The organism is Actinoplanes sp. NPDC019969 (genome assembly GCF_055562375.1).
Window position 1 is genome coordinate 266971 of the sequence record NZ_JBVHFK010000002.1, and the last position, 20506, is coordinate 287476.

Annotated in this window: 17 protein-coding genes and 1 pseudogene; 11 read left to right on the plus strand and 7 right to left on the minus strand. The window is 72.8% G+C overall.

What is annotated here, in order from left to right:
• Positions 1-66 precede the first annotated feature (66 nt).
• A complete protein-coding gene (locus ACZ3II_RS07755; protein ID WP_465516837.1) occupies positions 67-456 on the minus strand; it encodes a YbaB/EbfC family DNA-binding protein in 390 nt (129 codons plus the stop codon).
• Positions 457-601: 145 nt separating this feature from the next.
• Here ACZ3II_RS07755 and ACZ3II_RS07760 point away from each other — a divergent pair, with 145 nt between their 5' ends.
• From ACZ3II_RS07760 to ACZ3II_RS07775, 4 genes are all read left to right on the plus strand, one after another.
• Positions 602-1912, plus strand: coding sequence for an AAA family ATPase (locus tag ACZ3II_RS07760; protein ID WP_465516838.1), 1311 nt, complete (start codon positions 602-604; stop codon positions 1910-1912).
• Positions 1913-1921: 9 nt separating this feature from the next.
• Positions 1922-2923, plus strand: a complete 1002-nt coding sequence (locus tag ACZ3II_RS07765; protein ID WP_465516839.1) for a beta family protein — start codon at positions 1922-1924, stop codon at positions 2921-2923.
• Positions 2924-2945: 22 nt separating this feature from the next.
• Positions 2946-3797 (plus strand): bifunctional DNA primase/polymerase, encoded by an 852-nt coding sequence (locus ACZ3II_RS07770; protein WP_465516840.1) that lies wholly within the window; start codon positions 2946-2948, stop codon positions 3795-3797.
• Positions 3798-4110: 313 nt separating this feature from the next.
• Positions 4111-5916, plus strand: a complete 1806-nt coding sequence (locus ACZ3II_RS07775; RefSeq protein ID WP_465516841.1) for a GAF domain-containing SpoIIE family protein phosphatase — start codon at positions 4111-4113, stop codon at positions 5914-5916.
• 813 nt (positions 5917-6729) lie between these two features.
• On the opposite strand, the pseudogene ACZ3II_RS07780 reads toward ACZ3II_RS07775, so the two are convergent.
• Positions 6730-8133 (minus strand): annotated as a pseudogene (locus ACZ3II_RS07780) (hypothetical protein); the annotation flags it as partial.
• Positions 8130-9185 (minus strand): hypothetical protein, encoded by a 1056-nt coding sequence (locus ACZ3II_RS07785; RefSeq protein WP_465516842.1) that lies wholly within the window; start codon positions 9183-9185, stop codon positions 8130-8132. The gene ACZ3II_RS07785 and the pseudogene ACZ3II_RS07780, both read right to left, overlap by 4 nt.
• Before the next feature lie 106 nt (positions 9186-9291).
• Here ACZ3II_RS07785 and ACZ3II_RS07790 point away from each other — a divergent pair, with 106 nt between their 5' ends.
• The gene (locus tag ACZ3II_RS07790) at positions 9292-9576 is read left to right on the plus strand and encodes a DUF427 domain-containing protein (RefSeq protein ID WP_465516843.1); all 285 of its coding nucleotides are present in this window, start codon (positions 9292-9294) and stop codon (positions 9574-9576) included.
• Between the two features lie 20 nt (positions 9577-9596).
• On the opposite strand, the gene ACZ3II_RS07795 is transcribed toward ACZ3II_RS07790, so the two are convergent.
• Complete coding sequence (locus ACZ3II_RS07795) at positions 9597-9929, minus strand: hypothetical protein (protein ID WP_465516844.1); 333 nt, start codon at positions 9927-9929, stop codon at positions 9597-9599.
• A 49-nt stretch (positions 9930-9978) separates the two neighbouring features.
• Positions 9979-10149, minus strand: coding sequence for a hypothetical protein (locus ACZ3II_RS07800; RefSeq protein ID WP_465516845.1), 171 nt, complete (start codon positions 10147-10149; stop codon positions 9979-9981).
• 167 nt (positions 10150-10316) lie between these two features.
• Between ACZ3II_RS07800 and fxsA the strand changes: the two genes are divergently transcribed.
• The 3 genes from fxsA to ACZ3II_RS07815 all read left to right on the plus strand — a co-directional run bounded on the left by fxsA (position 10317) and on the right by ACZ3II_RS07815 (position 13612).
• Positions 10317-10499 (plus strand): FxSxx-COOH cyclophane-containing RiPP peptide, encoded by a 183-nt coding sequence (fxsA, locus tag ACZ3II_RS07805; RefSeq protein WP_465516846.1) that lies wholly within the window; start codon positions 10317-10319, stop codon positions 10497-10499.
• 5 nt (positions 10500-10504) lie between these two features.
• Positions 10505-11884 carry an aKG-HExxH-type peptide beta-hydroxylase gene (locus ACZ3II_RS07810; RefSeq protein WP_465516847.1) on the plus strand — a complete coding sequence of 460 codons (1380 nt, stop codon included), beginning with the start codon at positions 10505-10507 and terminating at the stop codon, positions 11882-11884.
• A gap of 63 nt (positions 11885-11947) precedes the next feature.
• A complete protein-coding gene (locus ACZ3II_RS07815; protein ID WP_465516848.1) occupies positions 11948-13612 on the plus strand; it encodes a putative bifunctional diguanylate cyclase/phosphodiesterase in 1665 nt (554 codons plus the stop codon).
• On the opposite strand, the gene fxsT is transcribed toward ACZ3II_RS07815, so the two are convergent.
• Positions 13609-16023: an FxSxx-COOH system tetratricopeptide repeat protein gene (gene fxsT, locus ACZ3II_RS07820; RefSeq protein WP_465516849.1), complete on the minus strand. Its 2415-nt coding sequence runs from the start codon at positions 16021-16023 to the stop codon at positions 13609-13611. The two genes, ACZ3II_RS07815 and fxsT, sit on opposite strands and share 4 nt — an antisense overlap.
• A 45-nt stretch (positions 16024-16068) precedes the next feature.
• Between fxsT and ACZ3II_RS07825 the strand changes: the two genes are divergently transcribed.
• Positions 16069-16362, plus strand: a complete 294-nt coding sequence (locus ACZ3II_RS07825; RefSeq protein ID WP_465516850.1) for an STAS domain-containing protein — start codon at positions 16069-16071, stop codon at positions 16360-16362.
• Here the strand turns inward: ACZ3II_RS07825 and ACZ3II_RS07830 are convergent.
• Positions 16352-17608, minus strand: coding sequence for an MFS transporter (locus ACZ3II_RS07830; RefSeq protein WP_465517247.1), 1257 nt, complete (start codon positions 17606-17608; stop codon positions 16352-16354). The two genes, ACZ3II_RS07825 and ACZ3II_RS07830, sit on opposite strands and share 11 nt — an antisense overlap.
• 62 nt (positions 17609-17670) lie before the next feature.
• Here ACZ3II_RS07830 and ACZ3II_RS07835 point away from each other — a divergent pair, with 62 nt between their 5' ends.
• Both ACZ3II_RS07835 and ACZ3II_RS07840 read left to right on the plus strand, forming a co-directional pair.
• Complete coding sequence (locus tag ACZ3II_RS07835; RefSeq protein ID WP_465516851.1) at positions 17671-18645, plus strand: GlxA family transcriptional regulator; 975 nt, start codon at positions 17671-17673, stop codon at positions 18643-18645.
• A 99-nt stretch (positions 18646-18744) separates the two neighbouring features.
• Positions 18745-20412: a GspE/PulE family protein gene (locus tag ACZ3II_RS07840; RefSeq protein WP_465516852.1), complete on the plus strand. Its 1668-nt coding sequence runs from the start codon at positions 18745-18747 to the stop codon at positions 20410-20412.
• The last annotated feature ends 94 nt before the right edge of the window (positions 20413-20506 follow it).

Below are 20506 nucleotides of genomic sequence, written 5' to 3' on the forward strand. Positions count from 1 at the left end.
GTCGCCGGAATGGCGGCCACGCGCCGGGAAGTGACGCCTTCCGGCAACGGACGGCTGAAGCGGCGCTCAGTCGTGGCCGCCGCCGTCCGGGAGAAGGCGGGCCGCGTACGTCTCGATGATCGCCTGCCCGGTCGCCGAGTCCGCGCCCACCATCGCCGAGGTCGCGGCCGTGACGGACGCGATCATCGCGATCCGGGCCGCGCGCAGGGTCGTCACGATCTCCCGGGCGGTGACCGCCGCGGGGCGCTGCCGGATGCCCTCGGCCAGGTCGAGGGCGATCAGGTCACCGCCTGCCGTGACCGTGACGGCGATCAGGCCGTCGGGACTCCGCACGGTCTCCCGCAACCGGGCCAGGCGGACCGAGAGGACACGGGCGAGACCGGCCCGCTCCTCGAGGACGCCCCGCCACTCGTCGATCAGCCGCCCTGCCTCACGTAGTTCCCGCCCGTCGAACATCGGCATTCCTCCGTCGGTGATGGCTTCGCGGCCGAAGGTAGCCGGATACCCGGCCAGGCAGAGGACGGCCTGTGGACAACGCGCCGCTGTGGACGACGGCGTCCCGTGCCACGGTGTTTCCGGGGGCGCGGGATACCGTGCCGGGGTGGGTTCCAACGCGCACGTCAGCCCGGCCGAGGAGGCCGCGACAGTCATCGCCGCCGTCCTGGCCGACCTCACCGGCGGCGACCATCGCGGGGTGGTGGTCGACTCCCCACCCGGCGCCGGCAAGTCGACCCTGGTGGTGCGCGCCGCCGGCGAGCTGGCCGCGACCGGCGCCCCACTGATGATCGTCGCGCAGACGAACGAGCAGGTGGACGACCTGATCGACCGGCTGGCCGCCCGCTCGCCGGAGATCACGGTGGGCCGGTTGTCAGCCGTCGACTACGAGCCGTCCGCACGGGTACGAGCCCATCCCGCCTGCCGGGTCGCGGCGAAGGTCGGCGACCTCGGCTCGCCGGCGGTCACCATCGGCACGGCTGCCAAGTGGGCCACCGTGACCGAGGGCACCTGGCCCTGGGCGATCGTCGACGAGGCGTACCAGATGCGCTCCGACGCGTTGCTGCGCGTGGCGCCACGTTTCGAGCGGGCGCTGTTCGTCGGCGACCCCGGGCAGCTCGACCCGTTCTCCACCGTCGAGGTGGAGCGGTGGATCGGCCTCTCCTGGGATCCGATGCAGAGCGCGGTGGCCGTGCTGCTGCGGCACAACCCGGATCTGCCGGTGCACCGGCTGCCGGTCTCCTGGCGGCTGCCCGCGTCGGCGGCGCCGGTGGTGGCCGAGGCGTTCTACCCGTTCACCGGGTTCCGGTCGGGCACCGGGCCGGGCGACCGCACCCTCGCCTTCACCCGGCCCGCGCGCGACGCGTTCGATGACGTGCTGGACACCGCCGCGGCGACCGGCTGGGGGCTGCACGAGCTGGCGGAGCGGTTCACCGTGCGGACCGACGCGGAGGCCGCCGCCGCCTGCGCCACCCTGGCCGCCCGCGCCCTGACCAGGGAGGCGGTCGCCACCTCGGAGTCCGGGACGGGCCCGCTCACCGCGGAGCGGATCGCCATCGGCGCCGCGCACCGCGACCAGGTCGCGGTGATCCGGTCGCTGCTGCCGCCGGAGGCCGCCGAGGTCACCGTCGACACCGCCAACCGGTTGCAGGGCCGGGAGTACGACCTGACGGTGGTGCTGCACCCGCTCTCCGGCAGGCGTGACGCCACCGCCTTCCACCTGGAGTCGGGGCGGCTCTGCGTGCTCACCTCGCGGCACCGGCACGCCTGCGTCCTGGTGGCCCGGGCGGGCATCGCCGAGCTGCTCGACGCGCATCCGTCCACCGAGCCGATGCACCTCAACGTGCCGGTCAAGTTTCCGGACGGGTGGGAGGCAAACCAATCGATGCTGGCCCATTTGTATCGTCGGCGGCGCTAACGTTGATGAATGAACCCTCATCGGGCCTATCATCCGATTCTGCGCCCCCGGCGGGGCGAGCTGACGGCGCTGGCGCACCTGTCGGCGGAGGAGACCGCCCGGGTCACGCCCATCGTCGAGCTGGAGCCGGCGGCGAGCATCCTGCCGCTGGTGCGCGAGCTGCGGCCACGGACGCCGGAGATCGCCGTCGACTTCGGGCACGTTCCCGAGCCGGCGGGCGATCCGGAAGGGCTCGCCGAGCGGCTGGCGGGGCTCGGGTTCACGATGATTCCGGTGCTCCGGCCGTACGAAAGCGGGTCTCGTCTCCTCTCCCACGGCCATGCCGCACGGATGCATCAACGCCGCGCCATGCTGCGGTTGCGTCCGCATGCGGACGCCGGCAATCCGGCGGAGGCCGACACCGCCGTCGACCGGATGCTGCGCGCCGCCAAGCTCGACCAGGATGACGTCGACCTGCTGATCGACCTGGCCGGGACGGCCTGCCTGGCGCACGCCACCGAGGTGCTGGAGCGCGCCCGGCGGGTGCTGCGGTGGGCCCGGGACGCGCCGTGGCGCTCGGTCAGCGTGGCCTCCGGCGCGATGCCGCCGAACCTCGACGATCTGCCGACGGACCGGCCGGTCGCGGTGGACCGGCTGGACGCCCGGGTGTGGGCGCGGCTCGGCGAGCCCGGCGTGGGTTACGCGGACTACGGCGTGACCTCGCCGGTGCGGAGGTACGGCGTGCAGAACCACCGCCAGCTCCCGACCCTGCGCTACACCACGGAGAACGCGTGGTGGATCTACCGCTGGGCCCGGCGCGGTGGCCGCAGCGACGACCGGTGCCACGACCTGTGCCGGGCCCTGGTGACCTCGCCCCGATGGCCGTCAGGCGGCGCCCGGTTCTCCTGGGGCGACGCCGAGATCGCGAGACGTGCCAGGACCGCGCGCGGCGCCGGGAGTTCCGCCAGCTGGATCGCGTGGAGCACCTCGCACCACATAGCGCACGTCGTGCGGAGCCTGCCGGAGGCCTGAGAAGTGTCGTACGGTTGTTCTAATGTCGCTTACGGCTGCCTTGGCGTACGCCCGGCACGGCATCCCCGTCCTGCCGGTGCACACGCCTGACCTGGGTGGCGCCTGTTCCTGCGACAGAGGAGCCCGATGCGATCGTCCCGGCAAGCATCCCCGGCTCCGGCACGGCCTGACCGAGGCCTCGACCGATCCCCATCAGATCCGGCTGTGGTGGACCTTCTGGCCGCGGGCCAACGTGGGCCTGCGCACCGGTGTCGTGATGGATGTGGCCGACGTGGACTCGCCGGAGGGCTGGCACGGGCTGCGCCACGTGCTCGGCGGCGACGTCCCGCCCGGCCCGCAGGTGCGCACCGGCAGTGGTGGCCGGCATCTCTGGTTCCGCCCGACCGGTTACGGCAATCGCGTCCGTCTGCTGCCCGGCGTGGACTGGCGCGGCGTGGGTGGTTACGTGCTGGCCCCGCCGTCCAGGCACGCCAGCGGAGCGGTCTACCACTGGATCCGGCGGCCCGCGGTGACCCTGCCACCCGGCCCGGCGCGGCTGCGGGAGCTGATCGCGGGCCCGCCACCCGGTTCGCACCCGGCGCCCCGCACCCTGGCCCATCCGGACCGTTACGCGGAGGCGGCCCTCGACGCCGAGGCCGGCCGGGTGGCCACCGCCGTGGAGGGCACCCGGAACGACACGCTGAACCGGGCGGCCTTCGCACTCGGGCGGCTGATCGGGGCGGGGCTGCTCGACGAGGCGGAGGTGCGGTGGGCGCTGACGGCGGCGGCCCTGCAGGCGGGGCTGGGGTGGCGGGAGATCCGTGGCACCCTGCGGTCCGGGCTGACGGCGGGGCGGCGGCAGCCGTTCCACACTCCTCCTCCACACGCGGCTTGAGCCGGCCTTTCCCTGCCGACGATTCCCCCGCTCAACACGCCGGTCGAGGCCGCCCTCCCGGCGGGGAGGCTCCTCCAGCCCAGGCCGCTCAGCCGGCGCTCCCCGCCGGCACCACTCCACCACCCAGACCGTTCAGCCGGCGCTCCCCCGCCGGCACCACTCCGCCGCCCTGCCGGCTTGCGGTCGGTTACGACGGCGGCGGGTTGCGGGGGGGGTGGGTCGTCCGTTCGGGCGTGGGGAAACGGATGATCGGGCCTGCGGAGGAACCGGCCGCTCGCCGGTAGCCTGGCGAGCGGGACGGCCGGGGGGCGATGTGCTTCAGTGGGACGTGATCGGCGGCGCCGACCGCGACGTGCTCACCGATCCGCTGCGTCTGCGGTCGGTGCGGCGGATCGTCGGCGGTCCGCTGCCCGACGACGCCTTCGACCGGGTCGCGATGCTGGTGCGCACCATCGTCGACGCGCCGATGGGCGTGGTCTGCCTGGTCGACGCCGAGCGGCAGGTCCTGGCCGGGCAGGCCGGGGTTCCGGATCCACTGGCCTCGGCCCGCGAGATGCCGCTCACCCACTCGTTCAGCCGGCACGTCGTCGCGGCCGGCGCCATGCAGATCGTCCCGGACGTGCGCGCCGACCCCCGGATGCGGGACAACCCGATGATCCACGAGATCGGGGCGATCGCGTACGCGGGCGCCCCCATCACCGACCCCGACGGACTGATCGTCGGCACCCTCTGCGCCATCGACCAGGAGCCCCGGGTCTGGACGCCCAGCGAGATCGCCCTGCTCAGCGAACTGGCCGAGGTCTGCTCGTCGGAGGTGTGCCTGCGGATCGCCCGGGCCGCCGCCGAGGAGGCCCGCCGTGCCGCCGAGTCGGCACACCACCAGCTCGAACTGCTCGCCCAGCTCACCGAGTCGCTGGCCGCCACGATGGACATGGACGAGGCGATGCGCCGGCTCTGCCGGATCGCCACGGCCACCCTCGCCGACTGGTGCGTGGTCGCGGTCGCCGACGGGCCGGGTGACGCCGCCCGGGTCACCGCCGCCCACCGTGATCCGGACCTGGCCGGCGACATGGAGCGGCTCAGCGAGACGGCAGCCGGTTCCCGGGCCGACCTGCGGGCGATCCTGTTCGCCGTCCGCCGGGCCGGCCGGACGGTACGCACCGCCGACGGCACCACCGACCTCCGGAACCGGATCTCCGACGCCGAGCTGGCCGCGATCACCACCCGGGCCGGGTTCGGAGCCTCGATGATCGTCCCGGTCACCTCACCGGTGCGGCAGCGCCCGCTCGGTGCGCTATTACTGGTCAAACGACCGGACCAGGAGGCCTTCACCGCCTCCGAGGAGTGGACGGCAGCCGAGATCGGCCGCCGGGCCGGCCTGGCCGTGGAGAACAGCCGCCTCTACCGGGAACAGCGGCACATGGCCGAGGTGCTGCAACGCAGCCTGCTGACCGAGCTGCCGGACATCCCCGGGATCGAACTGCACGCCCGCTACCTGCCGGCGCAGGACGGGGCAGCCGTCGGCGGCGACTGGTACGACGCCTTCGCCCAGCCCGACGGCAGCGTCATGGTGGCGGTCGGCGACGTCTCCGGCCACGACATCGAGGCCGCGGCCACGATGGGTCAATTGCGCAATCTGGTACGGGGAGACGCGTACGGCCGTGACGACCAGCCCGGTGACCTGCTCACCGCTCTCGACCAGGCGTTGTTCGGGCTGCGGGTGCCGGCGTCGGCGACCATGGTGCTGGCCCGGGTCCGGCGGTCCCGCTCGGGATACACGATCGGCTTCGCCAACGCCGGGCATCCACCGCCGCTGCTGCTTCTGCCGGACGGCGCCGTCGAGGTCTGGTGGGTGCAGCCGGAGCCGTTGCTCGGTCTGCCGCCGCGGGAGCCACGTACCACCGCGGAGCGTCACGTCCCACCGGGCTCGACGCTGGTCCTCTACACCGACGGCCTGGTGGAGGACCGCGACCAGCTTCTCGACGACGGCATCGCCCGGTTGTCGGCGGTCCTGCGGGGGTCGGCCGGCAGCACTGCCGACGAACTGTGTACCCACCTGCTGGATGCGGCCCCACGCCGCAGCGACGACATCGCCCTGCTCCTGATCCGCCTCACCTGAGCCGCCGGTTCACGATCTTCAAAGCATCGCCATGACGGCGGGTGAAGCCGCGCCGGGGCGACCCGCCGGGCACTTGACACAGGCGGCCCACCGGACGCTTGAGGCAGGCGGCCCGCCGGACACTCGATACAGGCGACCCGCCGGACGCTTGACGTGGCCAGCCCGCCGGACGCTTGACACAGGCGATCCGTTGAACGCTTGATGCGGGCGTTCCGCTGGGCGCTTCCCGCGGAAGAGTAGGAGGTCAAACGGAAGGCGCAAGTCGGCTCCGATCTTGTGCGATTCACACCGATCCCTCTCGCTCAAGATCGACAACTTCGGCGATCTTGATTGAGAGGCACCGGATTTCCGGAGCCGGACGCACAAGGATGGGCGATATCCCGACGCTTGTGCACCCGGCTCCGGCGCCAAGGCCTCAAGATCAGCCGCGCATGCTCCGATGCCAAGGGCACAAGATCGGTAGGGCGTGCTCCTGGCTCAGGCCCGGGCGGAACGGTGATCGGCGGCGAATGCCGGCTCGATGTCGGCGAGGGGATCTGGGGCTCCGGCGAGATCGCCGGCGAGCGCCGGATCGATGATCGCGGCCGGGGGAACCGCTGAAGCCGAGTTCACGTCACCAGCCGGCCCGTCAACGACCGCGGCGGCATCCATGGACGGCATGGGGACTTCGCCCGGACCGAGAGCCGCAGATGATCCAGGGTCCGCCGAAAGGGCGGGGTCCGCCGAAGGGGTGGGGTCCGCCGAAGGGGCGGGGTCCGCCGAAGGGGCGGGGTCCGCCGAAGGGGCGGGGTCCGGCGAAAGGGCGGGGTCCGGCGGCGGGTCGTAGGTCGGTGGGCCGCCGTGCGTCCAGGGGGTTTCCGCTGGGTCGGGGAGGCTGCCGCCGGGGCGGTACGCCTCGCTGAGAGTTGTCAGGATCAGGTGTTCGCCCACGGTGGGGACGCTGCCCGGCTCGGCGACGAGTCTGCGGCCCATTCCGCCCGACAGCTCCAGCAGGACGTCGTGGCCGTCGCCGGCTGGGTTGATCGAGATCACCCGGGCCTTCTGGGATGGCCGGGACGGGGAGGTCAGGGAGGTTCCGGGTTCGACGCGGACCGGCTCGGTGGTGTGGACCATGATCCGTGGGCGGAGGACCGGGCGTTTGCCGCTGTCGTCGACGCGGTCCGGGTTGGCGAGGGTGACGGCGCCGGCGAAGGCGGCGCCGGACAGCCGGTATTCGGCCAGGACCAGCGGGTCGTCGAAGGCGCGCTGGACGGCGTACCGGGCGGCCGCGTTCTCCAGCCGTTGCAGGCGGGCCGCGGCGGCGACCGCGCCGTCCCGGCGGGGCTGGGGTGGGCCGCCGTCGGCGAGGTTCTGGGTGAAGGCGGTGAACGCGTCCCGGTCGGTGTCCCAGCGCAGCGGCACCCGGTCGCCGGTGGGGAGGCGGCGGAGCAGAGCGAGGGTACGCCACATCCGCTCCCACGTCGGCAGCAGCAGATCGTGCAGCACCCGCGGCAGGTCCGGGTCGGAGCGTTCGATCAGGGGGGCGAGGACCCGGTTGTCGAAGTCGGGGTCGGTGGCGGGGCCGGCGACCGGGCCGTTCTCGGCTTCGCGGGCCGCCGCGGAACCGGATTCGATCCAGGCGAGCTGGACGGCGAACTGGGCGTCCTCGGCGCCGCTCTGCCCGGTCACCCAGTGCAGCCCGAGCGCCTGTACCGCGTTGACCAGCAGCGACGATCCGGGGACCTCGGCGCTGTTGGCGAAGAACGTCAGCCAGCGGCCGAGCAGCGGGACCGCGGGCGGCACCGGATGCTCGCCGTCGATCTTGAGGAAGCGGGTGGACCGGCCGAAGAGCCGCAGGAAGTCGACGCCGCCCGGGTTCGGCACCCAGAGCTGCGGCGCGTCGACGTACCGCTGCCGAACGTCCTTGCCCCGGTCGATCGGCACGTCCTCGGTGTCGGTGGCGAAGGAGTCGAGGTACGGGACGAGCAGGCCGGCCAGGTCCGCGGCGAAGGCGAACCGGTCGTCCCGGTTCCGCGGCTGCGCCACCGTGAGCAGCCGCGGCCGGGCCGGGTCGGTGCCCACCATGGCGGCCAGCGGCGCGTTGGCCTCCCCGGCCATGGCCAGCGGGATCAGCACCATCGGATGGTCGTGGACGTGCAGGTGGCGGACGGTGGCGACGGGTTGTGCCCGGCCCGCCACGACGGCCTGCGCCCGTGCCAGCGCGGTCAAAGTGCTCAAGAAAGGGCCTCGGACCGCAACCGCAACGCCGCCTGGAGCACCGCCGCGGCCTCGGTCTGTTCTTCCGAGGGCGTCGCGCGTCCTTCGGCCAGCGCCAGCACCTCGTGGACCGTCTCGATGCCGCCGAGCGCCTCCCGGACGGTCCGTCCGAGCGCGCCCGTGCTCCCCGCCGCCTCGCTGCGGCAGTAGACGGAGAGTTCGCAGGTGGACAGGCATTCGGGGGCGTACCGGGCGTCGATGTGGCCGAGCGCGCCGATCAGGTCCGCCGGTTCGAGGGCGAGGTCGAAGCTGAGCCCGGCGGGCAGCGCCTCGACGAGGGTGGTGACGGAGGCGAGCCGGGACAGCTGCCGCCGCAGGGTGGAGAGCTGTTTGCGGACGTCGAGGACGACGGCGACGGGCTGGAGGCTGAAGTTGCGTGGGCAGACCAGCACGACCTCGTGGCTGACCAGGGACGGGTCGTGGCCGAGGCGGGTGAGGAGGGCGCGCAGCGCGAGCACGTAGACGGCGGCCTGCACGGCGGCGGCGGACACCTTGGCGCTCTCCGCCTGGTCGTCGATGATCGCGAAGGATTTGATCTCGACGACCTGGAGGCGGCCGTGGTGGGCGTACGCGATGAGGTCGGGTTCGAGGTAGACGGTCTGGCCGGCGACGTCGAGGGTGAGCAGCGGGTGGTCGATGAGGGCGGCCTGTGCCCCGGCGAGCAGGTCGGCGGTCCGGGCGGACCGGTCGCCGAGAGTGCCGTCGCTGTCCTCGCCGAGGTCGGCGTAGTCGAGGTCGTCCTGGACGTCGAGGACCTCGCGCAGCAGGGCGCAGCCGTCGGCCTTGAGCATGGCCTCGAAGGCGTTGCCGCGGGACAGCGCGAACCGGGACTGCCCGAAGCTGCCGGGGAATCCGATGCGGTCGGCGAGCCCGGTCTTGTCGATGCCGGCGGCGTCGAGGACGGCCCGGCGGTTGCAGCCGGGGTTGCCGGTGAGCGCGGCGATGGTCCGCGCGTTGTGGCGCTTGGCCCGCCCGGAGCCGCGCAACTGGTCCAGCCTGCTGCTCTGTGACATAGGAAATCGACTTTAGATCTTCAAGCGAGCTGCGGCAATTCACCCACGAGAGGTGAATAAATCGCACATATCAGACACAAACCCGCCCACGCGCTACGTTCGGGGCATGCCGAAGGCCATCTGGAACGACGAAGTGATCGCGGAGAGCGAAGACACGGTGGTGCTCGAGGGCAACCACTACTTCCCCCTCGCCAGCGTCCGTGGCGACGTGCTCGTCCCCTCGGAGACGCACACCGTCTGCCCCTGGAAGGGCAAGGCGTCCTACTACTCGCTCCGGGCGGACGGGCACACCGCCCCGGACGCCGCCTGGTTCTACCCCGACCCGAAACCGGACGCCTCCGCGGTCCGCGACCGGGTCGCGTTCCGCAGAGACGTCCTGATCGAAGCCTGACGACACCACCGGAGGCCCGCTCACGAGATCCGTGGCCGGGCCTCCTCGATCGTCTTGACCTCCAGATAATCCAGCATGTCGCGCTGCTCCGCGGGGTCCAGCGCGCCGAACGCCGCGTACGCCTCCTGCCGCGCGTGTGACGTTCCCGCCGCCAGCAGCGCGATGATCGCCTGCCACGCCAGCGACACCCGGTCGAAGAGCCGCGCCTGCCGCAGCGACGTGAGCCGCGACAGCATCGCCACCTTGGTCGCCGCGTCGCCGTCCAGCGCGACCCGGTCGCAGAGCTCGAACAGAGCCTTCCCCCGATAGGGGTGTTCCGACTCGATCATGCGGGCCAGCTCGGCGTTGTCCATCCGGTCCACCGGCGGGGCCGGGCCCCGGCGCGGCAGAGACGCCCCGGTCTCACCGGGCACGGCTGTCGCGCCCGCTCTCGAACCCGTTGCCCGGCGACTGGTGCGGCAGCGTCGGAGTGTGGTTGAAAGTCGGGAACTCCGGCGCCGGCATCACCGGCTCCTCGATGTCGACCGACTGCGTGTCCTCGCCGTCAGCGACCGTCCGCTCACCATCCAGCACGTTTCGTCCTCCGTTACCGACTTGCCGTGATGAAGTCCCATGAGATCACGCCTGCGCAAACCCCGCGAGCACCCGCTTTGGTGACTCCCGGTGGTCACCCGACCCGACGACCGCCGTAACCTTCAGGCAACGAATCGATGGGTACGAGCGGACCCGAGGAGGTAGCGGTGCACGCAGGCCCGGACGGCGACGAGCCCGAGGAATGGCGCTCCGCGATGATCGACCTCTCCGCCGTCTCTCTCCCGGATCTCGTCGAGCAGGACGGCTCGGCCCTGCTCCGCGCCGTGCGCCGGATCACCGGTGACGCCGCGCCCGGCGAACCGATCGCCGGCTTCAACTCCGCGCTGTGACGGAGATGACCGTACAGCCCTTCCGGCTCGGCGACACCGCCTTCGCCACGCTGGGCGCCGGTCGGCCCGGCGGGGACACCCTCGGCGCGTTGCGCCGCGCCGAGCACAGCCGGTCACTGCTTCTCTTACGGGAGTTGCGCCGCCGGGTTTCCGACACCCCTGCGTGGTACGCCGTCCAGCTGGCCGCCTCCCCGGAAGAGGCGACACGCTGGGTCACCGACCCGATGACCGCGCTGTGGGCCGCGCACGCGCTGCGGTCGGGCCCGCCCGAGCCGGGCCCGCACAGCCGGCACGTCCTGACCGTGACCCGCGACGGCCTGTCGCTGACGGTCCGGCTGGAGGACACCGACCCGATCCGGTCGCGCCTCGGGCTCACCCCCGCTCCCCCGCTGCCCGACGAGCAGGCCGCGCACTGGCGCGAGCTGCTGGAACAGGCGTGGGAGCTGCTCGTCGGCCGGCACCGCCCGGCCGCCGAGGTGCTGGCCGCCGTGCTGCGGGTGATCGTCCCGGTGCTGCCGGATCCGGCCGCCGAGGGCATCAGCGCCACCTCGGCGGAGGCGTTCGGCGCGGTCGCGCTGTCCGCGCCGGCCACCCCGGGCGCGCTGGCCGTGGGGCTGTTGCACGAGACCCATCACAGCGTCCTGAACGCCACCCATCTGCTGTTCCCGCTGGTCGAGCCGGGCGGCCCGCCGGGTTACTCGCCGTGGCGCGACGATCCGCGGCCGGCGTTCGGGGTGCTGCACGGGGCGTACGCCTATCTCGCCGTGACCCGGTTCCGCCGGGGCGAGCCGGGGGCCGCGGCGGCCTTCGAGTTCGCCCGCTGGCGTGGCGCGGTGGCGGCGGCGGCGGACGGGCTGCTCGCCGGCGGCGAGCTGACCGCGGCCGGGACGAGGTTCGTGACGGCGCTGCGGGACGAGGTGACGCCGTGGCTGGGCGAGCCGGTCGAGCCGGAGATCCAGCGCCTGGCGGACCTGGCGAACGCCGACCACCGGGCCCGCTGGCGGCTGCGCAACCTCACCGTGAGCGAGGCGGACACGGCCCGGCTGGCGGCGGCCTGGCATGCCGGCTCGGAACCGCCGGAGGTCACCCCGGTCCTGGTGCCGGGCGATGGCCGGGTGCTGGAGAGCAGCCCCCGGCTGCCGCTGATCCGGGCGGCGCTGCACGGGACGACGGCAGGTGACGGGCCGGATGCCGCGACCGTGCGGGGGGACCACGGGACCGCGCTTGCGGCGTACCAGAAAGCTCGCAACTGGGGTGGCCTCGCTCTCGTCTCCCCGCACCCGGCGCCGCGACAGCGACCGGAGATCCTCCGGGCCGTGGCCCGCGCCGTCCCCCGGGCGCCGGTGAGCGCGCTGGCGGCCTGGCTCTCGCAAGAGCGCGGGTAAGAGAGCGGCCGGATAACTCAACCACGACCCGCCGGGACCGATCTGACTCGCCGGAGGTGGATCGTGGGCCGCAACGCTCTCTGGGACCGGGTACGGGTCGTCGTCGACGACACCGTGACGCTCGCGTCGCTGGTACTGCTCGCTTGGCCGGTGGCTGATCCGGGACAGCTCGGAGGGCTGACCGGCCGCATCATGCCCCTGCTGGCGGCACTGTGTCTGGGTTTGGCGGTGGTGCTGCTGGACACCCGTCGTGGCCCGCTACGGCTGGTGACGGTGGGCGCGGCGCTGCTCGTGGTCGCCATCCGGCACCTGAACGGCGATCTGGCGCCGGCCGCGCTGTGGCTGGTGCTGCTGATCGGGGCGGCCGGCCTGCTACGGCAGTTCCTCGGCAACCGGATCGACCCGGACCGGAACCGGCAGCAGACCCTGCTCGCGCAGCAGGCGTTCCGGGACCCGCTGACCGGGCTCGGCAACCGGCGGATGTTCGTCGAGTACGCCGAGGAGGTCCTCGCCGAGCCGTCCCGGACCAGGACCGCGGTGATCGTGGTCGACCTGGACGGGCTGAAGGACGTCAACGACGTCCTCGGGCACGCGGCCGGCGACGACCTGCTGCGGGCCGCGGCCGACCGGCTGTCGGTGAACGTCCGGGCCAACGACACCGTCGCCCGTCTCGACGGCGACGAGTTCGTGGTGCTGCTGCCCGGCCTGGAGGACGAGCAGGCCGCGGTCGCGGTGGCCGAGCGGGTGCTGACCGAACTGCACCGCCCGCTGCAGGTGGGCGGGATGACGCTGAACATGCGGGCCAGCGCCGGGGTGGCGATCACCGACGGCGGCGACGGGCTGGACGCTGTCCTCAAGCGCGCCGACCAGGCGCTGATCCGGGCCAAGCGGGACGGTGGCGGGGTCGCCCGCCGGTTCGACCCGGTCCTGTTCGCGAAGGCCGAGCAGCGCCGTCTCGCCGAGCAGGATCTGCTGCGCGGCCTGGAGGCCGGCGAGTTCGAGGTGCACTACCAGCCGATCGTCGACCTGAACCAGGGCGGCATCACCGTCGGTGTGGAGGCGCTGGTCCGCTGGCGTCACCCGGAGAAGGGCCTGGTCCCGCCGGCGCTGTTCCTGGAGCTGGCCGAGCAGCTGGGCCAGGTGCCCAAGCTCGGCGGCTGGGTCCTGGAGGAGGCCTGCCGGCAGGCGCTGACCTGGCAGGACCGGTTCCCCGGCTTCGAGATGAACGTCAACCTGTCGGCCTCGCAGCTGAGCAACCCGCGCCTCGTGGACGAGGTACGGGAGGTGCTGGCCCGGACCGGGCTGCCGCCGCAGGACCTGGTGCTGGAGCTGACCGAGTCGGTGGCGCTCACCGACCTGGTCGAGTCGGCCCGGGTGCTGAGCGCGCTGAAGGACCTGGGCGTACGGATCGCCCTGGACGACTTCGGCACCGGTTTCTCCTCGCTCAGCCACCTCAGCACCCTGCCGGTGGACGTGGTCAAGATCGACCGCTCGTTCGTGCAGGCGATGCCGGAGACCGGTGGCGCGTCGGTGGCCGAGGCGGTGCTGCACATCGCGCGCACTTTCAACCTGTCGCCGGTGGCCGAGGGCGTCGAGGACGAGGGGCAGGCGGAGCGGCTCAAGGAGCTGGCCTGTTCCCGGGCGCAGGGTTACCACTTCGCCCGGCCGATGCCGGCGGTCGACGTGACCGAACTGCTGAACAAGCAGTCGGCGCAGGTCCTGCCCTAGAGCGGCGGCAGATCCACCTCTGTCTCCAGACGCTGTTCGGCGGCGGTCACCCGGAACACCGGGTGGTCGTCGCCGAACGCTTTCACCAGCGCCTCGAGCGCCTGCTGACGGGCGGTGTCGTCGCCGCCGGTGAGCGCCAGGTTCCAGGCGCAGGCGGCGGTGTCCGGATGGTCGGCGCCGCGGACCGCGTGGGACCGGCGCAGCGTGTCGGCGGCCAGCTCCCGGGCCTGCTGGGTCTCACCGGCCGCGGCGAGATCGGCGGCGAGCCCGTTCGCGCAGCTCAGCGTGAACGGGTGGTCCGATCCGACGCTGCGCCGCAGCCCGCTGAGCACCTCCTGGTCGATGGTCCGCGCCTCGGTGACCCGGCCGGAGGCCCGCACCACCCCGGCCAGCCCGGCCGACGCGGCGAGGGTGAACGGGTGCTCGTCGCCGAGCACCGCGTGGTACCGGATGACGGCGCGTTCCAGCAGCTCGTGGGCGTCGTCGAGGTCGCCGTCGGCGCGGGCGCAGTTGGCCGCCGACACCGCCGCGGCCAGGGTGTCGACGCTCAGGTCACCGAACCGCTGCCGGTAGGTGGCCAGGTTGGCCTCGGCCAGGGCCCGGGCCGCCGGGTCGCCACGCCGGCGGGCCACCATCGCGGCGCACCGCCCGGCCCACAGCGCGAACGGGTGGTCGTCGTCGCGGGGGCAGGCGGCCAGCACCTCGGCCGCCCCGGCGTAGTCGCCGAGCCCGAAGAGGTCGAACCCGAGCTCGGCGCGGGACGCCACGATCTCCGGATGCCCGTCCACGAAGATCGCCTGCCGGTGCCGGAGCACCTGCTCGTCGAGGGTCCGCGCGCCCCGGAAGTCGCCGAGCAGGCGCAGGTCGGCGGCGAGGTTGTTGGCGCAGCGCAGCGCGGTGGGGTAGCTGTCGCCGAAGAGACGCCGGTAACGCACCAGGTTGTCGGCGTCGAGCTGGCGGGCCTGCCCGAAGTGGCCCTGCATCCGCAGGTCGCCACCGACGCTGTTGGCGGTGGCCAGGGTCGCCTCGTCGTCGGCGCCGACCACCTCCCGCTGGGTGCGCAGGGTCTGCAGGTTGAGGCTGCGCGCGTCGGCGCTGCGGCCGACCGCCCGCAACGCGTTGGCCAGGTGGAACGAGGCCAGCAGGGTCTGCTCGGCGGACTCGCCGAGGGCGTCGCGCCAGCGGGCCACGGCCGAGCCCGCCAGGTCGCGGCTGGAGTCGTAGTCACCGCGGGCGAAGTGGAACCGGATGCAGTTGATCACCAGCTGCCGGACCTCCTCGGCGTCGCCGCCGAGCAGGTCGGAGTGGATCAGGTGCGGGGCGAGCTCGGTGTACCGGTACCAGCCGGCGGGGTCGTCGGGGTCGCCCGGGTCGGCGGCGGCCAGCATGCCGCGGACCGTGCGCAGCAGCTCCGCGTGCCGTTCCGAGCTGAGCTCCTGACCGAACATGCCCCGGATCAGCGGGTGCACGGTGAGCCGCTCGCCGGCCGGGTCCAGCTCGGCCAGGCCGTACCGCCCGATCCGGCGCATCGCGGCGCGCAGCCGGCGTTCCACCCGGACGGTCCGGGCCAGCTCCGCGTCCAGCGGCAGGGTGCGGGCCGCCCACAGCAGCCGCCACGAGATCGGGGCGCTGGCCAGGAACGTGCACAGCTCCAGCAGCACCCGGTCGGCCGGCGCGTCGGCGCCGAGCGCCTCGGCGGCCAGACCCCACGCCACCCGGACCGGGGTCGGGAAGGCCAGCTCGGCGGAGCGGCGCTCGAAGTCCTCCAGATAGCCTGCGACCGGGCGGCCGGTGGCGTCACGGACCGCGGCGGCCAGGTCGAGGGCCATCGGCACGTCGCCGAGCCGCTCGGCGAGCCGCTCGGCGTCGCCGGTGGACAGCTCGGGCGCCCGGGCGCGCAGCAGGTCCACACTGTCCGCCCGGTCGAAGACCGGCACCGGCAGCGACTGCGCGATCTCCGCGGTCCAGCGCGGGTTCCGGCTGGTGACCAGCACGTGCCCGGCGCCGGACGGCAGGTACGGGGTGATGTCCTCGGGACGGTTCGCGTTCTCGAAGACGACCAGCCAGTTGCGGAACGGCTCGCCGCGGCTCAGCGCGTCACGGACCGCGCCGAGTGTCCGGTTGAGATCGCGGGTCTCGGGCAGACCGAGCCGCTGGGCGAGACCCGCGAGCGCCGCACGGGTTCCGGCGGTCTGTTCGGCGGGTATCCACCAGATCAGGTCGTACGATGCGGCATGACGGTGGGCGTACTCCACCGCGAGCTGGGTGCGCCCGGTGCCGCCGAGTTGATGCTCCGGACTCGGCAGCAGCACCACCGGGCCGTTGCCGAGCATGTCGCGTACCCGCGCGAGCAGGTCCTCTCGGCCGGCGAAGCGCGGGTTGCGCGGCGGGAGACCACCACGGATCGGCATGCCGATTACCGTACGTGGAACGATGGCCACAGAAAAGGAGGCCCGGTGACGGACGAGAGCGGCACGACCACTCTGGAACTGGACGGGGAGATCGACATCCTCACCGTCGAGCAGGTTCGGGTGGCGCTGGGCGAGGCCGTCGCCGCCCGGCCCCGGCGCATCGTGGTGAACATGGCGGGGGTGTCGTTCATCGACTCGACCGGGCTGGGCGCGCTGATCTCCGGCTTCCAGCGCGCCCGTGACCAGGGGATAGCGTTCCAGCTCGCGCACCCGTCCGATCAGGTGCGGCAGGTGCTGGTGCTGAGCGGTCTCCTGGAGGTCGTCCCGGTCACGCCGTAGCGCGTACGTCCTCCAGCACGGGCAGGCGCTTTCCGGCGTACAGCATCAGGCTGAGGATCGCGCCGAGGATCGCCAGCCCGCCGGCCACGTACCAGGCCAGGTTGTAGTTGCCGAATTGATCGCGGACCAGGCCCGCGGCGGTCGCCGCGGCCGCCGCGCCGAACTGGTGCGAGGCGAAGACCCAGCCGAAGACGATCGGGCCGGCCGCGCCGAAGTACTCCCGGCACAACGTCACGGTCGGCGGCACGGTGGCCACCCAGTCCAGCCCGTAGAACAGGATGAAGATCAGCATGCTGGGGTGCGCGGTCGCCGCGAACAGCGACGGCAGCACCAGCAGCGACAGCCCGCGCAGCGCGTAATAGGCGCCGAGCAGGATCCGGCTGTCCACCCGGTCGGTCAGCCAGCCGGAGGCGATGGTGCCGACCACGTCGAAGACGCCGACCAGCGCGAGCAGGGTCGCCGCGGTCGTCTGCGGCATCCCGTGGTCGTGCGCGGCCGGGATGAAGTGCGTGCCGACCAGCCCGTTCGTCGTCGCCCCGCAGATCGCGAACCCACCCGCGAGCAGCCAGAACGCCCGGGTCCGGGCAGCGTCCCGCAGCGCCCGCAGCGCGTTTCCGGCGGCCCCTCCGGCCGGCGACGCCCGCACTTCGATCTCCGTGGCGCCGAGGGCGGGCACGTTCAGGTCCGCCGGATGGTCGCGGAGGCGCCAGGCGATCAGGGGTACGACGGCCAGCGCGGCCACCGACACCGTGAGCGCCGCGGTCCGCCAGCCGTCCGACTCCACGATCCGGGACAGCACCGGCAGGAAGATCAGGTTGCCGGTCGCCCCGGCCGCCGTCAGCACCCCGGTGACCAGGCCGCGATGCCTGACGAACCAGCGGCCGGTGATGGTCGCCACGAACCCGAGCGCGAGCGAGCCGGTGCCGAGCCCGACCAGCACACCCCAGCAGAGCACGAGCTGCCAGCTCTGCGTCATCCACAGGGTGAGCCCGGAACCGGCCGAGACCAGCAGCAGCGCGCCCATCGCGACCCGGCGGATCCCGAACTTCCCCATCAGAGCCGCGGCGAACGGCGCGGTCAGGCCGTAGAGCAGCAGGTTCACCGAGACGGCGGCGGAGATGGTGCCGAGCGACCAGCCGAACTCGTCGTGCAGCGGCTGGAGCATGACGGACGGGGTGGCCCGGAACCCCGCGGCGCCGAGCAGGGCGATGAAGGCGACCGCGGCCACGAGCCAGGCGGGATGCATGCGTTTCACGCCTCTGATCCTTCGTTGTCAGCTGCTTTCGGACGAGTGGCCGGGAGGCCATCGTGCGCAAGAATCAGGCCATGGCGCATGTGATCGCGGTGCTCGTCCTGGATGGCGTGGTCCCCTTCGACCTGGGGGTGCCCGCACAGGTCTTCAAGTCCGCCCGGGACGATGCGGACAGATCACTTTATGAACTGCTTGTCTGCGGCCCCGGGCCGGCGACCACCGAGGCCGGCTTCACCGTCGTCCCCGCACACGGCCTGGAGGCTCTCGAGCACGCCGACACCGTGATCGTGCCCGGCATCCATGCGGGCGGGCCGGTCACCGACGGCACCCTGCCGGCCGAGGTGCGTGATGCCTTGATCTCCGCACATCGGCGGAATGTCCGGATCGTTTCCATCTGCACGGCCGCCTCGGTGCTGGCGGCCGCCGGATTGCTGGACGGGAGACCCGCCGCCACCCACTGGGCCTGGGCCCGCCGGATCGGCGGCCTCTACCCCGCGGTCAAGTGGGACTTCGACGTGCTGTTCGTCGACGACGGCGACATCCTCACCTCGGCCGGGGTGGGCGCGGGGATCGACCTCTGCCTGCACATCATCCGCACCGATCACGGCGCCGCGGTGGCCAACCGGGCGGCCCGCCGCTGTGTGGTGCCACCGTGGCGGGACGGCGGCCAGGCGCAGTACATCGAGCGCCCGGTCCCGACGGCCGCCGGGACCGGCACCGAGCCGACCCGGGCGTGGGTGCTCGACCGGCTGGCCGAGCCGGTCACCCTGGAGGAGATGGCCGGGCACGCCCGGATGAGCGTGCGGACGTTCACCCGGCACTTCCGGGACGAGACCGGGCTCAGTCCCCGGCAGTGGCTGCTGCGGCAGCGCGTCGAGCATGCCCGGATCCTGCTCGAATCGACCGACCTCGCGGTGGAGGCGGTGGCCCGGCGGGCGGGGCTGGGCAGCGCGACCGCCCTGCGCCAGCACATGCACGCGACCCTCGGGGTGGCGCCGACCGCCTACCGCCGCACGTTCCGGCGTGTGTAGTTCGGGCGCCGTGGGCGGCCGAACCACACACACTCAGTTCGGGGCGGATTCGTCCGATGGATCACTGAGATCTCTTTTCCGCCCCCGGCTGAGGATTACATGGACCAGACCTTCCGCCCGCTGCTCGACGCCCTCAAACAGATCGGCGTGGACGCGGACGCGGTCGACCGGGCCGCCGCGGAGGCGCAGCGCAGTGGCCGGTCGATCCGGGCCGTCCTGATCAACGACCAGGTCGTCACCGAGGAGCAGCTCACCCAGGCGGCCGCTGCCGCGTTCGGGTTCAACACGCTGGACCTGGTCGGTTTCACCCCCGATCCGACCGCCCTGAAACGGATCCCGCTGCCGGTGGTGCTCCGGCACCGGGTCCTCGGCCTGGCCATCAACGGCGACGAGCTGGTGGTCGGGGTGACCGACCCGGCCGACGTGGTGGCGCTGGACGACGTGCGCGCGGCGACCGGCATGACGATCCGGCCGGTGGTGGTGGCCCGTGGTGAGGTCCGCCGGATCATCGAACGGCTGCAGCGTGAGGGCGCAGACCTGGCCGATCTGGCCGACGAGTCGGCGGACGAGCAGGCGGGCATGTCTGCGCAGGCGACCAGCGCCGACGACGCCCCGATCGTCCGGTACGTGAACAGCCTGATCGAGCAGGCCGTCATGAACCGCGCCTCCGACCTGCACCTGGAGCCGACCGAGGACGACATGCGGGTGCGGTACCGGATCGACGGCGTGCTGCACGAGGTGGACCTGGTGCCGCGGGGTGTGATGGCGGCGCTGATCTCCCGCATCAAGATCATGTCCGGGGTCGACATCACCGAGAAGCGGGTCCCGCAGAACGGCCGGATCACCGCCATGATCCGGGACCGTACGGTCGACCTGCGGACCGCCACCCTGCCCACGGTCTGGGGCGAGAAGATCGTGCTCCGCGTCCTGGACACCGGCGGCATCGACCTGGACCTGGCCAAACTCGGGTTCACCGAGCACAACCTGCGCCGGTTCAGCGCCTCGTTCAGCAAGCCGCACGGGATGGTGCTGGTGACCGGCCCGACCGGCTCCGGCAAGTCGACCACGCTGTACGCCACCCTCGGCAAGATCAGCCGGCCGGAGGTCAACGTGATCACCGTCGAGGACCCGGTCGAGTACCGGCTGCGCGGCATCAACCAGGTGCAGGTCAACGCGAAGGCCGGGCTCACCTTCGCGGCGGTGCTGCCGGCGATCCTGCGGACCGACCCGGACGTGGTGCTGATCGGCGAGATCCGGGACGGCAACACCGCGCAGATCGCCGTGGAGGCCGCCCTCACCGGTCACCTCCTGCTCTCCACGCTGCACACCAACGACGCCCCGGGCGCCGTCACCCGGCTCACCGAGATGGGGATCGAGCCGTTCCTGGTCGGCTCGTCGCTGGACTGCGTGCTCGCCCAGCGGCTGGCCCGGCGGATCTGCGACTGGTGCAAGGAGCCGTACCACCCGACCGAGGAGGAGGTCCTGGGCGCCAACTGGCCGCTGCAGGACCTGCCCTTCCCGGACGTCCTCTACAAGCCGGTGGGCTGCCGCAACTGCGCGAACACCGGATACAAGGGCCGGATCGCGGTGCACGAGGTGATGCCGATCAGCCCGGAGATCGAGACGCTGACGATCAAGCGGGCCTCGGCCGGCGAGATCCGCGAGGTGGCCCTCGCCCAGGGGATGTACGACCTGCGCGCCGACGGCCTGGCCAAGGCCGCCGGCGGGCTCACCTCGCTGCGGGAGGTCTCCCGGATCGCTGTCTGAGATCGCAACGGTACGGCTACCAGCGCACCGCTTCCGCTACTAAACCCGTTCCCCGCGGTGCCGAATCAACAAGCGTCGGAGAGAAACACCGAAC